The sequence below is a fragment of the Candidatus Sarmatiella mevalonica genome, assembly GCF_016751895.1.
Taxonomy (GTDB): Bacteria; Pseudomonadota; Alphaproteobacteria; order Rickettsiales; family Rickettsiaceae; genus Sarmatiella; species Sarmatiella mevalonica.
In genome coordinates this window covers 1-13,230 of record NZ_JACVVM010000033.1, presented here as the reverse complement: position 1 = coordinate 13,230, position 13,230 = coordinate 1, and the positions used below count along the sequence as shown (strand labels likewise).

The window sequence follows — 13,230 nt, the reverse complement described above, 5'->3', positions numbered from 1 at the left end:
TTTTGGCTATTACCGCTTTTTATAAAACTTATTACTTTTTTACGTAAATCTATACTATATGCTCGCATTTTTTGCTTCATATTATCATATAATTTACGCTACCTCAAGCTAATTTAGTATATAGCTAAGACAGTATAAAAAGATCGCGAGATATAGAGTTGAAAAAGCTGATCAATTGAGCAAGCGAGAGTTTTGCTTATTTGTTTAGACTGAGCCCATTTTTTTCAATGGGATTTAGATCTGGGGAATAAGGTGGCAAATAAAGCAAGGTATGTCCGGAATCAGTAATAGATTTATGCATTTCTGCTCCTTTATGAAAGGTAGCATTATCCATAACTATGACACTATTTTGCGGTAACTTAGGCAGTGGACCTCTTTCCTAACTCTACTCCTGATGGCAACTGTGGCGACGCTGTCGATGCGCAAGTCCTTACGTACTTCATGTACGCTGCGGCTCTGTGCTTCGTATGCTCCTCGCATTTGCTCATCATGAGCGAGTTTCGAAAGAGGTCTAATTTACCAATCACGATCATCATAAAAATACTTTTACTCATATATTTGAACGTATTTGCAATGAGAATCAGATAGAGCATAGAAAGGCTAAGATCAAGCATCCTTGGACTAATGGGCAGGAACAGAACTCTCAAAGAAGCAACTGTAAACAATTTCCATTATGTATCTCATGATGAGCTGAAACAGCATCTGCATGCTTATTTGATGGCTTATAACTTCGCTAAACGACTTAAAGCCATCAAAGGAAAAACTCCTTGGCAATTTATATTAAATCACTGGACAATTCATCCTGAATACTTTATACTTAATCCTAACCATTTCTTACTGGGACTAAACAGCTAGGTTATGCAAGAGGTCTAATGGATAAATTCATGATTCATGCACCATGCTTGATCTACTTTCAGATTAATCCGCTTTTAACTTTATAAAGCTTCATAACCAATCTATGCAAATTTCTTGTAAGACGCCAATCAGTTCATTCCGAGTGGAAGCGCAGGTTTTCAGGAGATAAGTCATTAAAATGTTTTTGATATTCACAGATAGCAAATCTATCAGTCATGCCAGCAATATAATCCGAAACAACAACCGCCGCCACCTCCTGCTTGCTCTGCAAGTTACTCTCTTGCACACCAGCTTTGTGCATACGCTCGAGGCATTTTTGTGGAAGGTTATTCAAGTATAAATTAAACAAACGTGTAACTATCTCTTTACACTGGTCTAAAACTTCTGAAACTCTAGGGTTCTGATAGGAGTTATTGCGCAAAAATCTCTTAATCTCCTTGATGTTGTCCCAATAATGAGGGCTAAAATCTACTAACGCTCTACCTAAATTGCGCACATCTTCTATCACAACAGGTTTAAATAGCACAATATTTTTTTTAGTGTTCTCTATCAGATCATCACACAACTCCTCTGATAATCGATTTTTCAACAAATATATCATCTGATTCTTGCTCAAATCTTCCTGTGATGATTTAATCTCCATCACATATCTAATGGCGGCAGAAAGGGCCTCTACTTGAGATAACTGTTCAAAATCAATCAATTCTGCATGCAGTGCATCTTCAATATCATGGCAGATATATGTTATATCATCGCTCAAGGCAGCGAGTTGAGCTTCGGCAGAGGAAAAACGCGCAAGATCTAAATTATGTCGTTGATTATATTGCAATATATAGGTGCATGGGCTGATAATGGGTCCATTATGTTTTACAATCCCCTCCAGTACTTCCCAACTTAAATTTAGACCTGGATAATGAATACTAGGGTTTTCGAGTTTCGTAATAATCTTTAAAGCATGCGTGTTATGAGAAAATCCCCCATATTCTTTCATGCATTCATTTAGCGCCTCCTCTCCAGAATGACCAAATGGCGCGTGCCCAAGGTCATGCGCTAGGCCAATAATTTCGGTTAACTCCATGCATAAACCGAGTCTAATAGAAAGCAAACGCGACAACGAACCCACTTCCATGGAATGAGTAAGCCTGTTACGATAATGATCGCAGACGGGGTTTGCAAACACTTGCGTTTTGTATTGTAACCTATGAAATGCTTTAGAATGAATGACGCTCTGACGGTCGGAATCAAAACCGAAATCCTGCCCAGAATAAGGATATAGTCTGCGTATTGGGGCTATTGATTGGTCAATAGCGAAGCTCTGTAATGGTAACATTAAACTATATATAATATATGTGATAAATTATGATAAACAAATTGCTCATGGAAACAAAAGTTATTTATACAGTATGCAGCATTAAATAGCAAAAGCACAAACTTAAGATTAACAAAACAAAGATCTTCCACTCCTTGCTTTTTAGAGATGAGTTTATATAATTAAACAATAAAATTTCGACAAAATAATGCAAAAAGATAACCTCATTATAGAGTTCATTACTCAAGAAATTCCCGCCTCATCTCAAATGGAGGCGCATCATTCTTTTCTGGATTTTTTCATTCAAACCTTAACCTCATTAGGCGCGCAGTTTGATGAGTCCAACCCCCGCCCCTTTTGCGCAATAAACACCGCTCCAAGAGTAATAATACTCACCTGCTCTAGCTTTGTTATCGACTCATCTTCCTTAATAAAGGAAACGAGAGGACCGAAGCTTGGCGTGAATCTAGATATAGTTCAGGCTTTTTGTAAAAAATATAATACAAGCATAGAAAATTTAATTAAGGATGAGGAAAAAGGGCATTATTTTTATAGAGAAGCAATTAGCAAAGAGCGCTGGGCAGGCCAGATAGTTACGCATTTATTGTTGCACTACAGATGGCCTAAAGCCATGAGATGGGGCGAGGTGAACATAACGTGGATCAGGCCATTAATAGCTGTTCATTGCTATCTCAATGGCTATGAGGTAGCGCTGGATCACTTTATTCCATCCACTGCGCAGCAAATTCATCACCGCCAATTAGATAGGTCTTCTGCGCAACTTGCTCAATCAGGAGCGATGCAAGAAGTATACCAAACGCAAAACTCTATCGAACAAAAATACCTTGATAACGGCATTATTTTGTCGAGAGAAAAAAGAAAGGCCTTGATATTAGAGCAGTTTAAGGCGTTGAATTTTACTTGCAATGACGAAGAACTTTTAGAAATGGTCGTGGGGCTTGCAGAATATCCACGGGTAATTGAAATTAACGATGTGTTTATAGATATCCTACCATTTGAGATTGTAAATGTTGCGTTAAAACACCATCAAAAAGTTTTTTGCGCTATTAATGAAAAAAGTACTAACTATGTAAAAGTATTCGTAGTAGTAAATAGATGTATCGATTCTCCTGTAGATCAAATTGTTAATGGTTATAGGCGAGTTATTAGTGCGCGCATTGCTGATGCACTCTATCTACTAAAAAAAGATTTGCAAGATTTGGCTACTGGCAAGCTTTTCAAAAAGGCCAAGAATAGTTTGATTAATGAAAAGATTGGCACTGTTCACCAACAGTCTCAAAGAATTAATTCTATAGCGCTGTCATTGCTTGAGCACAATGGTCGCGATTTTATGGACTTTAAGATAGATTGTGGTAGCGCTATTACGGAGGAGTTTATAGAACTCAAGGGTTTTTATTCCTTTTTTCTGTTAAAGCATCAGCATGCGCTAGCTAACAATCCGCTACAAGACGGGCAACAAGCGCAATTTGGCGAGAAGACGATGAATCAATCACTTCATTTTACTGCAATGCGCAACACAAAAGATTTCGATCGCTTAGAATACGAAAGGGAAATATTTTCGGAATTTTATTTACTAGAGTCACTTGGTGAACATAATATACTCTATCCTTTGTTAGATAAATTTGATTATCTAGTGGGGCTTTTGCTCTTTAACCACAAAGTCACTGGTTCAACTGACCCGTATCAGCTACGTAGAGTAGCTAAGATTATACTCAATGTTTTCATGAAGTATGATAGCATATGTAACTTAAGATTGTGGGACTATCTGCTCATCTTCGCCTTTTCATATAATAATACGCATTTCGTAAACAAAGTGATACCCGAGAGCAAGATAAAAGAAATGCATGACTTTATTTTAGCTAGATCTGATAATCAAATTCTAATAGATATCGCTGCCAAACACCCGCAAGATTTTTGCATATGTAGCGCAAGCAAAGATCCGTTCATAACAAGCGAAACTAAGAGATTGCAATTTACTAATACTTCCGCACCCTTATGTAAAAGAATTAATAATTTTTTGAGTCAAGTATCATATAAAGGCGAAGAAATTTGCATCGCTCATATTGCTCAACTGCTTCAAGAGCAAACGCACTTACTATCGTCTTTTGTAAAACCAGAGTTCATCAGGAAAACAGTTGATATGCTAAACATCTTAACACAAATAAGAGATCGGGTGAGTGGCAAATATAATGTTTATCTTGCAGATATTAAAAACGCTAGCACAGTAAGTGAATCATTTGCAAGGCATGTAGTGCAGATAAATCGCTCTAGTATTGTACAAGATTATCTGCCATACCATGATCTAATGCAACTTATGCTACAAACGCAAAATTTACTAGACAACGTGAAGATTGTAGATCAAGAACAAAATGTAAAAATGGCATTGAATAATCTTTTATTCGCACAGAAATATTTAATAGAGTAGAGCTCTTCTAGCGCTTCCAAATATAGATATACCTTGGTTATATCTTCATAATTTGTTGACAGATGCTGTAATACAGTTTTTAATAAAAAAACTAGGCTTTTTGCGGAACTCTCTCAATCAAGAGCCAGTAGTGTGGAGCATTTTGCTTGGTAACCTGGGCTGCAATTGCCATCAAGAAGTAGAGTTTGGAGGGAGGTCTAATGAGTAACACAAAAGGTAGTGGCAGAGTTATTGCCAGAAATAGGCGCGCTTCTTATGAATATTTTATAGAAGAGCGTTTTGAAGCTGGTGTAGTTTTAGTAGGTAGCGAAGCAAAGGCTTGTCGGGCATGTTTAGTAAAAATAGAAGATGCCCATGCCCAGGTACAAGGCAACGAAGTGTTTTTGCATAATGTATATATAGCCCCATATGAAAGTGCAAAATGCTTTCCTCATGATGCAAAGAGAGTGCGTAAGCTTTTGCTGCATAAGAAAGAGATAAAAAAAATCTTGGGTAAGGTAAAAATAAAAGGTTATACCTTAGCTGTGCTATCGATGTACTTTAATAGCAAGAGGTTAGTAAAACTAGAGCTAGCGCTGGCCAAAGGCAAGAAACTACATGACAAACGCCAAACTGTGCAAGATAGGGAGTGGGAGAGAGAGCACGCGAGGAGTTTAAAACAAATCTAGATTGGTATCAGGACTAATTAACGAACGCACAAAAATTTTTTATACGGCTTTATTTTAAATATAAATAAACGAGACAATGCAACAAATACACTTAAACTCTCTGGAACTAGAAAAGAATCGCAATAAAACTAAAAGATGGCGTAACATCGCAATTATATTGTTTATATCACTGCTGGGTATTGCCTGGCGCAACTCGCAAACGTTCAGAACGGGCGATTATATCGGTCTTATTAGAATAGACTCTGAGATTTTCGAAGATTACGAAAAAGAAGATAGGATTAAGAAGATAGCGCAAAACCATCACGTAAAGGCCTTAATAGTAGAAATCAACTCCCCTGGCGGTAGTGTTGTTGGTTCGGAAAAGATGTATCACGCTCTACGTAAAGTATCCCAGTACAAACCGGTTATTGCATTGCTTGGTAGTTGCGCCACTTCTGGAGCTTACATGACGGCGCTCGGCGCTGATTATATTATGGCTCATCATGGCACCCTCACAGGATCTTTGGGGGTGATACTAGATAGCTTTGAGGTTGTGGATGCGGCTAAGTCACTTGGCATAAAATTTAATCTCTTAAAATCCAGTCCGCTAAAAGGTACGCCGAATCCAGTTGAGGTACTCGCGCCAGAGGCGAGGGAGGTGTTAATGCGCAATATATCTGATGTTTATAATTTTTTCGTGCAACTCATAGCAACAAGACGCGAGTTAGACTTAGAGTATGTTAAGTCTATAGCAGATGGCAGTACGTGCGTTGCGCAGCAGGCGCTTGCGCTTAAATTGATTGACAAGATAGGCAATATGGATGATGCCGTGGAGTGGCTAAAAAATGAAAAGGGAGTACAGACAACGCAAATAGAATTAATTGAGCTAGAAAAGCTTGATGTATGGTATAGTATACTCGATAAAGTATGCGCAACGGTATATAATTATCTAGCAAATCACTCTAAGGCAATTATGGCGAAATAACACGCATCGATTTGGCATATAATTTCAGCTTATTCTTGTTAATTTTGCGTGATTCATCTTTTTTATTCTTGATCTTTTTATTATTTGTATATAAGCGCAAAGAAAGTGCAAAGAATTTTTGGTCTAATATTGTATCTATACTTACAGTTTATACGCGCCACTTGTAAGGTGCGTGTACGCAATCATTCCGTATTACACTCGCGTAATTTTCGTGTATGTAACAGCGTTGTTTTCCTTTGTTGGCATTGTTATTGCGCTTTCACTCCTATAATCTTCAAACATTTTAAGTCTGATCTTAAGAAACTGCACATACTACTGTCCACTCATCGAGACGCGCGTTTATTAGAGAACATCGCATCTCTCTTTGGTGCTACAAAGATTATTCATTATAATAAACTTAACGGCTTCACTGCCGTGAAACAAATCAGGCGAGCTCTGCAGAATAAAGAAAATCTGGTGTTGGCACCGGATGGGCCGCGTGGGCCTAGATGCCATATGAATAGTGGGATTACGAAACTTTTGAATTGTATGCAGAATGTAAGTTTTGTGCCAATAGCAATATACTGTAGTAATTATATTAAATTAAGTACGTGGGATAAAATGATGATACCGTTGCCATTTAGTACAATTGAAATAGTTGTGGGTACAGATTTAGTGATGCATGCTGGAGAGCGCGAAGAGGAGATGAAAGCTAAAGTAATGCAGGCGATGCGTATGATAGCTGGGAGAGATATGTTATAGTATACCTCCTAACTTGAAGAGTTGATGCCACTTAACTTGAAGAGTTGACGGAATAGTTCGGGATAACTCTTTGCAAATTACCCGTGATCAGAGCGTTTAGTTGTTCTGTGTATACAGAAGTTTTATCAAAAAGTTTTGCAAGAGATCGGCTAAAAACTTCGAAATCAGACGCCTTATCTATAGCGCAACTTGTAAATAATCCATAATTCTCTTGAGACTTCTCTTCTAAAATCTTACTTACGCAGAGGGTTTACTCTTCATATTCTCTCATCGCAGTTCAGTTATGTCGGGAAGTTTATTATACTTAAAGAATGGAGAGGGATGCTTGACAGCATGAGAAATCAATGGTAATATCTACTGCTGTAATGGCTTCTTAAGTCGATTTTTATCAAGCGTACTTATAGTAACGAGCGTAAGTATTTATGACCAAAAAAAACACAAAAAAAGTTAAATGCGTAGTGAAATTGCGCTTGCCAGCTGGGCAGTCCAATATTCCTCCTGCCGCTGGCTCTGCCTTAGGTCCGCGCGGTGTGAAAGCTGTAATGGTTTGTAAGGAGTTTGGCGCTATGACGCAAACAGGTTACACTCCTGGGGAGATATTGTCTGCTATAGTAACTATTTTTGAGGATTTGACCTTTGATTTAAAGGTATCAATACCGACTACTAGTTTGCTAAAGAAGGCCGCTGGTATTCAATCTGGTTCTGCTAAAACGAAGAGAATAGATCACGTTGGATCTATTACTCAGAAGCAGTTGGAAGAGATAGCTCAGGCTAAGATGTCTGATTTAAACGCTTATACTATGGAGGCTGCTTGCGCCACGATTCGCGCATCTGCTGCTTCTATGGGTATTTCTGTGAGGGATTAGCCGTTCTATTCGACAGGATAAATTAGAATTTCTATTAAACTAGAGTTTCTATTAAACAGAAAAAAGAAAAAGGTGTAGAGTTAGATCAAGAAAAAAAACTGATACTAACAAAAAATGATTAATATATAGATTAAATTATAGATTAAGTAGGAAAGAGATTTTTATGCCAGGCCCGTTGTATAAAAGAGGAAAAAAGTTGCGCAAAGCGCGCGAGGGATTAGACAAGGCGAAACTGTATGATTTATCAGAAGCTTTCGATGTTTTACGCAAAGCATCGTATGTTAAGTTTGATGAAACTCTAGAGCTGGTTATGCATCTGAATTTAGATGTAACCAGGTCTGAACAGGTGTTGCGTGGCATGGTAGATTTGCCAGCTGGTTCTGGTAAAAAAGCTCTATCAGTCGCTGTGATTTGCGTTAAGGAAGAAGCTGCTAAGGATGCATTGAATGCCGGCGCAGATTTTGTTGGCGGGGCAGATTTGATAAAGAAGATCACGGACGGTCTGGTTTTTGATGTGTGTATTGCAACGGTAGATGCTATGCCACTTGTTTCTCAAGTAGCAAGGATTTTGGGGCCTAAAGGTTTGATGCCAAACCCAAAGCTTGGTACTGTCACAAATGACGTAACAGCCGCGGTAAAGAGCTTTAAGTTTGGTAGAGTGGAATTTAGAACTAAGAGAGATCCTATTGTACGCGCTGGTTTGGGCAAGATGTCTTTTAGTAACGAAGATTTGAAGAAAAATGTTTTAGCTTTCGTAGCAGCTGTTACGCAGGCTAAGCCTCAAACTACTAAAGGTACTTATGTAAAAGATATATTTGTTTCTTCTACCATGGGCCCTGCTTTGCGTCTTGACAGAACGGACTTTGCTCATATCGCACCCTCAGCGTAACTTAAGGTGAGGTGAAGTCTATCTAGCCAACTGCATTGGGTTTAACATCTGGCTGAATATTGGGTTGTAATATGTGTTAGTTAAGATTCATGCAATACCATGATGTGAGTGTGTACTCTGTGTATCTTCCATGATGCATGATGTGTGGCGCACACAGTTTATGTAAGTGGTCTAAAAGTGCTTTAAATCTTTGGCAGAGTTTGTATATGTAGTTGCGTCATTCTGCTTGTGGTTTAGTGTGGCAAGGGGCGGTTTAAGTGAATAAATAAAAATCTCTTTGAACTCGCTCGTGAGACGCGAATATAAAGAGTATACGAAGCATAGAACTTCGAGCATACACGGAGGCGCGAGTGTTTTGAATTAGAACGCTGTCACAGTTGCCATCGAAAGTAGAGTTTTGCAAGAGGTCTAAAGAAATGACTAAGTAAAAAATAAAAAATAACTAAAGTAAAAATGACTAGAGCATACAATACAAAAAAAACGCAGTTTGTTAATCAGCTCTCGCGCGTTTATGGTGAGTTCGATTCTATGATAGTAAGTCATTATCATGGTTTGAGTGTTGCTCAGATTACAGAGTTGAGAAACGCTCTGCGTTCTGTAGATGCTGGACTTATGGTAATGAAGAACTCCCTCGCTAAAGTTGCTTTGAGACAATCAGCTTTAAGCGATGTACCAGATTCGCGGCAGATGGAGTCTTGGTTTAAAGGCCCTACTGTGATAGCGTATGGCAAAGATCCTATAGCATTATCTAAAGTTGTGATGAGTTTTGCCAAGAGTTATCCTAGTTTAAAACCTCTATCCGCCATGTTAGAGAGGGGGGTGGTAGATGTGTCTATGGCATCTTCTCTGGCTCGTTTTTCTTCGCTGGATCAGTTGCGCGCTTCTTTGATTGGATTGCTGCAAACGCCGGCGGCTATGCACAACGCCTTGCTTTTGGCTTATGCAAAGAAGTCATAGTTAGGTTTTAGATAAAATAAGCCGTAGTTAGATTTTAGATAGTTTAACTGAGCATTGCTTTACTTAAATCTTTGTTGTACCCTTTGTCACGTTCTTCGTTGTGCTCTTTGTTAGTGAGATAGATCTTTTTTGTACGCTTCGTACATGAAGAGCGAATGTAAAGAAAATTCCAAAGAGTATGTGCAGAGCGTAGCGTTCTGTGATATGTAAAATATACAGGGTTGTGTTGCATTGGAGTAGATGAAGTAACTACAATCGGAGCTACGAGTTATGTTCAGAGATTTGTGGTGCGTCTTTGAGTTGTCTTCGTGCGTGTGCGCAAAAAATTGTCTTGCGGCGTTTGCTCAAGTCAATTGCGATTACCATAAGGAAGCTAAATTGCGGACTGAAAACTGTGGTAAGTACAAAGGTATAGGAGGCGCAGAATAGGTGGCGTGCATGCAGTCAAGCGAAGGTGTTGAATAGACTGGCGATGTGTCAGTTGGCGTGAAGGGGTAGAGTTTTGCAATAGATCGGAAAGTTTCGCACGGCTTGTTGTGTTTTGTGTAAGTTTGTGATTTAATATTTGATAAGCGTATTTTCGCCATTTTGCTGAAAGCGTATTTTTTGCCATTGCGCTGAAAACATGACGTGCGCTACAGTTTTAGTGGAGCTGCTTGTTTTTTTGGGTTCAAAGTATACCTTTGTTTTTTAACGTCAGTCTATCTTTGACGTAAGCTTTGTTTTGGATGTGGGGCTTGTTGTCTGGCGTTAGCAAGCTTCTTGTTTAGCGTCTTGGCTGATTTGCTCAGTTCTTAGGCTAAGCTGTGCACAGCCTTGCTTCGCTGAAGCGGGGCTTGTTTAGGTGGGGCTTGTCTAGATTGTTGTTTGCCTAGATAATTTGTTGATGCCTTAAATCTTTCGCAAGGCTTGTGTAAGCTATAAGTAGGCGCAAGGAGTGTACGCAGCACAGAATCGGAGTGTGCATGAACTTAAGTATATAATGCGAAAAGCATATACTTTCATATACGATATTTAATAGAGTTTAGAAGTTTTTATAAAAGAGGTTAAATCTTATGTCTAATTCAGACCAAGTATTACAAGAAATCGCAGATAAACTATCTGCTCTAAGCGTTACTCAAATCCTTACTCTTTCTAAAAAATTAGAGGAGGAGTGGGGCGTTTCCGCTGCAGTGGCTGCTGCCGGCCCGTCATCTGGAGGTGACGCTGATGCCGCTCAAGAACAAAAAACCGCTTTTGACGTTATGCTTGATTCGATAGATACTTCTAAGAAAGTGGCTATCATTAAGGAAGTGAGAGCTGTTACCAGTTTAGGATTAAAAGAAGCGAAAGATTTGTGCGAAGGTACCTTGCCTGTGGCTTTGGTTTCTGGTGTGAGCAAGGATGAAGCAGAGAGGATTAAGGGAGTAATGGTTGGCGCTGGTGCGACTGTAACAATTAAGTAGTTTTGCTTGGCAGTTTTGTGTCTATAGAAGAGTTTTACAGTTTGTGTCTATAGAAGATTGTTGTGTTTAGTTAAAGTTTTGGTTATGTCAACCTATGATCTAGCTTCTGATATTGGTGTCCTTATATCCTTGATTTAGTTATCTGCCGATTGTTGTGAGGTTTTTTTGTTCTAAGGTTGAACGTCTTATAATTGTGTTAGGTTTTCTATTAGAGTAGATTAATATTGCAACTATTATGGTAGAAAGTGTTGAGAGTAAGTTTTTATATGAAGTCTTGATTGTTAGATTGAGTTTTTTGCGTAATTTGAGCAAGATTGGATGGTGAGTTGCGCGTGACTGCAAGACTTACGATGCTTAAGCGTGTTGAGTGTTTGGTAGTTTTGCATCAATTTGGTGCAATTCCCAAAAAGAAACCGGTACGGCGCGCAGTCCCCAAAAAGAAGTATGAGTGATTTTAGAGTATTCTATGCTGTGCGATAGATTTGTATCTATTAAATCGTCCGAGTCTTACTTTAAGTTCTTTCTATCAAGCGTCCGAGTCTTACTTTCAATTCTCTATTAAATACTTAAATCTTGAAATGCTTAGATCTTGCTTGAAATCTAGGCATATTTCTTTGAATGCTAGATTGTGTAGTCGATGTTATTTAAAAAGGTATATGCTTCATGTCTAGCTTTAAAATATGGATTGTTTGCATAAGTACATAACTGAGAATCCATGTACGATTGGCACAGAAAGATAATGAGATTAATTGATGTTGTTGGTGCTTTTTATAAAACTGTTTTGCGACTTGTGCAGCTTAGTGCTACATGTTTAGATGTGACAATAGTACGTTTTGTGCGTCGCAACGGTTGTGTGGTGTGTATTTCATCAATTTGTATTAAATTAGGTGCGATACCAAATTCTATTTGTATGCCGCACATTTGTTGAGATATATTTTTCTTAAATGCACCCAATTCTTTACGAAGCTCTGCTTATTTTATAGTCGCTGCCGCAAGTTTCTTGCTCGCTGCCATAAAATCTTTGCGTAAACTCTGCATGCCCTAGCTTTTGTGTGGTTTGCAATCCTTGTGTTTAAGAAGAGATGTACTTCTCGTGGGCGAGTCTAAAAAGGTTTAAGATTTTCCAGACGGCATTCTTTGCTAGCATTCTTCTTGGCAGTTTGACTTTTGCGTCGTAGTACGCGTTTTAGCTGTGTGATTTAAAACTCAGGGGTTCAAACTGAATGTTCGTGTGTTTTGGTTGTATACTTTGTAGCTTTACCCTAGTAACTCTACGTAACGTCATTCTTGATCCTGTGTTTTTGCAAGAAATTTAGAGTTGCTGCATAATTTTTGCTTTATAGTAACTGTTGTGGCTGTCGATCTTTATAGTGGCTATTGAAGCTGTGAGCGCGTAACTTGCCGCTTCAGATTCTGTTTCATAGCTGCGTTTTGAACGTTTTGATGCATCGTACTCCTCTGCTACATCCGACTTGGCTGGAGGGTTTTTGCAGAGTTTGTGTGTTTTTTGTGTTATGCTACGCGTTGCGTATTACGTGTTGTGTATCGTGATTGCTAGTTGCACAAAAACTCCTGTATTCTAAACAGAATACAGTAACTTGATATTGGAGTGGTTAGCTCAGCTGGTTAGAGCGTCACGTTGACATCGTGAAGGTCGGTGGTTCGAGTCCACTACTACTCACCAATCCTTTTTTGCCTCCCCTAGGTTTTTGACAGCAAAAGATGATAAGTACATATTGTAGTAAATCACCTTGCGTTAGGCGAAATAAAGAAATGCTATAGGGCATAATATATAATAAACCACCTTGCATTAGGTAAAGAGATATGGTACTGTTAAAGGAAAGGTGTCAACAAAACCATATAATAGACCTCTTCGGAAACTGTCATTTTCATAATTTCATAAGACCTCTTGCGTAAGTATTTAATTAACAATTAGCCAATGCGAGGGGTGAAGAAGGTTGTTCGTGATTATTTTAGCATCAAGCGGCAAGTAATTTATTAACGAAATCATTTTTGAAATTAACAATTCCAGCAACAATATTAAACTTTAGATTATAACCCCTACGCTTATTGCGATATCTATGAGATAA

Annotated in this window: 12 protein-coding genes, 1 tRNA gene and 1 pseudogene; 11 read left to right on the top strand and 3 right to left on the bottom strand. The window is 38.5% G+C overall.

The features are described 5' to 3' along the window. Nucleotides 1-196: 196 nt before the first annotated feature. Together Sarmat_RS03675 and Sarmat_RS03670 are read right to left on the bottom strand one after the other, a co-directional pair. Nucleotides 197-334 (bottom strand): transposase, encoded by a 138-nt coding sequence (locus tag Sarmat_RS03675; RefSeq protein WP_202149483.1) that lies wholly within the window; start codon nucleotides 332-334, stop codon nucleotides 197-199. Nucleotides 335-336: 2 nt separating this feature from the next. Further along, on the bottom strand, nucleotides 337-480 hold the full coding sequence (locus tag Sarmat_RS03670) for a hypothetical protein (RefSeq protein ID WP_202149482.1): 144 nt from the start codon (nucleotides 478-480) through the stop codon (nucleotides 337-339). Between the two features lie 35 nt (nucleotides 481-515). Between Sarmat_RS03670 and Sarmat_RS03665 the strand changes: the two are divergent. Further along, a pseudogene (locus Sarmat_RS03665) lies at nucleotides 516-855 on the top strand (IS3 family transposase); the annotation flags it as partial. Nucleotides 856-988: 133 nt separating this feature from the next. Here the strand turns inward: Sarmat_RS03665 and Sarmat_RS03660 are convergent. Continuing rightward, nucleotides 989-2,185, bottom strand: coding sequence for a deoxyguanosinetriphosphate triphosphohydrolase family protein (locus Sarmat_RS03660; RefSeq protein WP_202149480.1), 1,197 nt, complete (start codon nucleotides 2,183-2,185; stop codon nucleotides 989-991). A gap of 187 nt (nucleotides 2,186-2,372) precedes the next feature. On the opposite strand from Sarmat_RS03660, the gene Sarmat_RS03655 reads away from it, so the two are divergent. The 10 genes from Sarmat_RS03655 to Sarmat_RS03610 all read left to right on the top strand — a co-directional run bounded on the left by Sarmat_RS03655 (nucleotide 2,373) and on the right by Sarmat_RS03610 (nucleotide 12,824). After that, complete coding sequence (locus Sarmat_RS03655) at nucleotides 2,373-4,610, top strand: glycine--tRNA ligase subunit beta (RefSeq protein WP_202149479.1); 2,238 nt, start codon at nucleotides 2,373-2,375, stop codon at nucleotides 4,608-4,610. A 52-nt stretch (nucleotides 4,611-4,662) separates the two neighbouring features. Further along, a complete protein-coding gene (locus Sarmat_RS03650) occupies nucleotides 4,663-4,818 on the top strand; it encodes a hypothetical protein (protein ID WP_202149478.1) in 156 nt (51 codons plus the stop codon). Beyond that, nucleotides 4,811-5,278: an SsrA-binding protein SmpB gene (smpB, locus tag Sarmat_RS03645; protein ID WP_202149477.1), complete on the top strand. Its 468-nt coding sequence runs from the start codon at nucleotides 4,811-4,813 to the stop codon at nucleotides 5,276-5,278. The genes Sarmat_RS03650 and smpB overlap by 8 nt, the downstream gene beginning before the upstream one ends. A 76-nt stretch (nucleotides 5,279-5,354) precedes the next feature. Beyond that, nucleotides 5,355-6,242 carry a signal peptide peptidase SppA gene (gene sppA, locus Sarmat_RS03640; protein WP_202149476.1) on the top strand — a complete coding sequence of 296 codons (888 nt, stop codon included), beginning with the start codon at nucleotides 5,355-5,357 and terminating at the stop codon, nucleotides 6,240-6,242. Nucleotides 6,243-6,347: 105 nt separating this feature from the next. After that, complete coding sequence (locus Sarmat_RS03635) at nucleotides 6,348-6,983, top strand: DUF374 domain-containing protein (protein WP_202149475.1); 636 nt, start codon at nucleotides 6,348-6,350, stop codon at nucleotides 6,981-6,983. Nucleotides 6,984-7,405: 422 nt separating this feature from the next. After that, on the top strand, nucleotides 7,406-7,849 hold the full coding sequence (locus tag Sarmat_RS03630) for an uL11 family ribosomal protein (protein WP_202149474.1): 444 nt from the start codon (nucleotides 7,406-7,408) through the stop codon (nucleotides 7,847-7,849). A gap of 163 nt (nucleotides 7,850-8,012) precedes the next feature. Continuing rightward, nucleotides 8,013-8,738, top strand: coding sequence for a 50S ribosomal protein L1 (rplA, locus tag Sarmat_RS03625; RefSeq protein WP_202149473.1), 726 nt, complete (start codon nucleotides 8,013-8,015; stop codon nucleotides 8,736-8,738). 453 nt (nucleotides 8,739-9,191) lie between these two features. Beyond that, on the top strand, nucleotides 9,192-9,695 hold the full coding sequence (gene rplJ / locus Sarmat_RS03620; RefSeq protein WP_202149472.1) for a 50S ribosomal protein L10: 504 nt from the start codon (nucleotides 9,192-9,194) through the stop codon (nucleotides 9,693-9,695). Nucleotides 9,696-10,750: 1,055 nt separating this feature from the next. Then, nucleotides 10,751-11,140 carry a 50S ribosomal protein L7/L12 gene (rplL, locus tag Sarmat_RS03615; protein WP_202149471.1) on the top strand — a complete coding sequence of 130 codons (390 nt, stop codon included), beginning with the start codon at nucleotides 10,751-10,753 and terminating at the stop codon, nucleotides 11,138-11,140. A gap of 1,607 nt (nucleotides 11,141-12,747) precedes the next feature. Then, nucleotides 12,748-12,824: transfer RNA gene (locus Sarmat_RS03610), tRNA-Val, on the top strand. Nucleotides 12,825-13,230 lie beyond the last annotated feature (406 nt).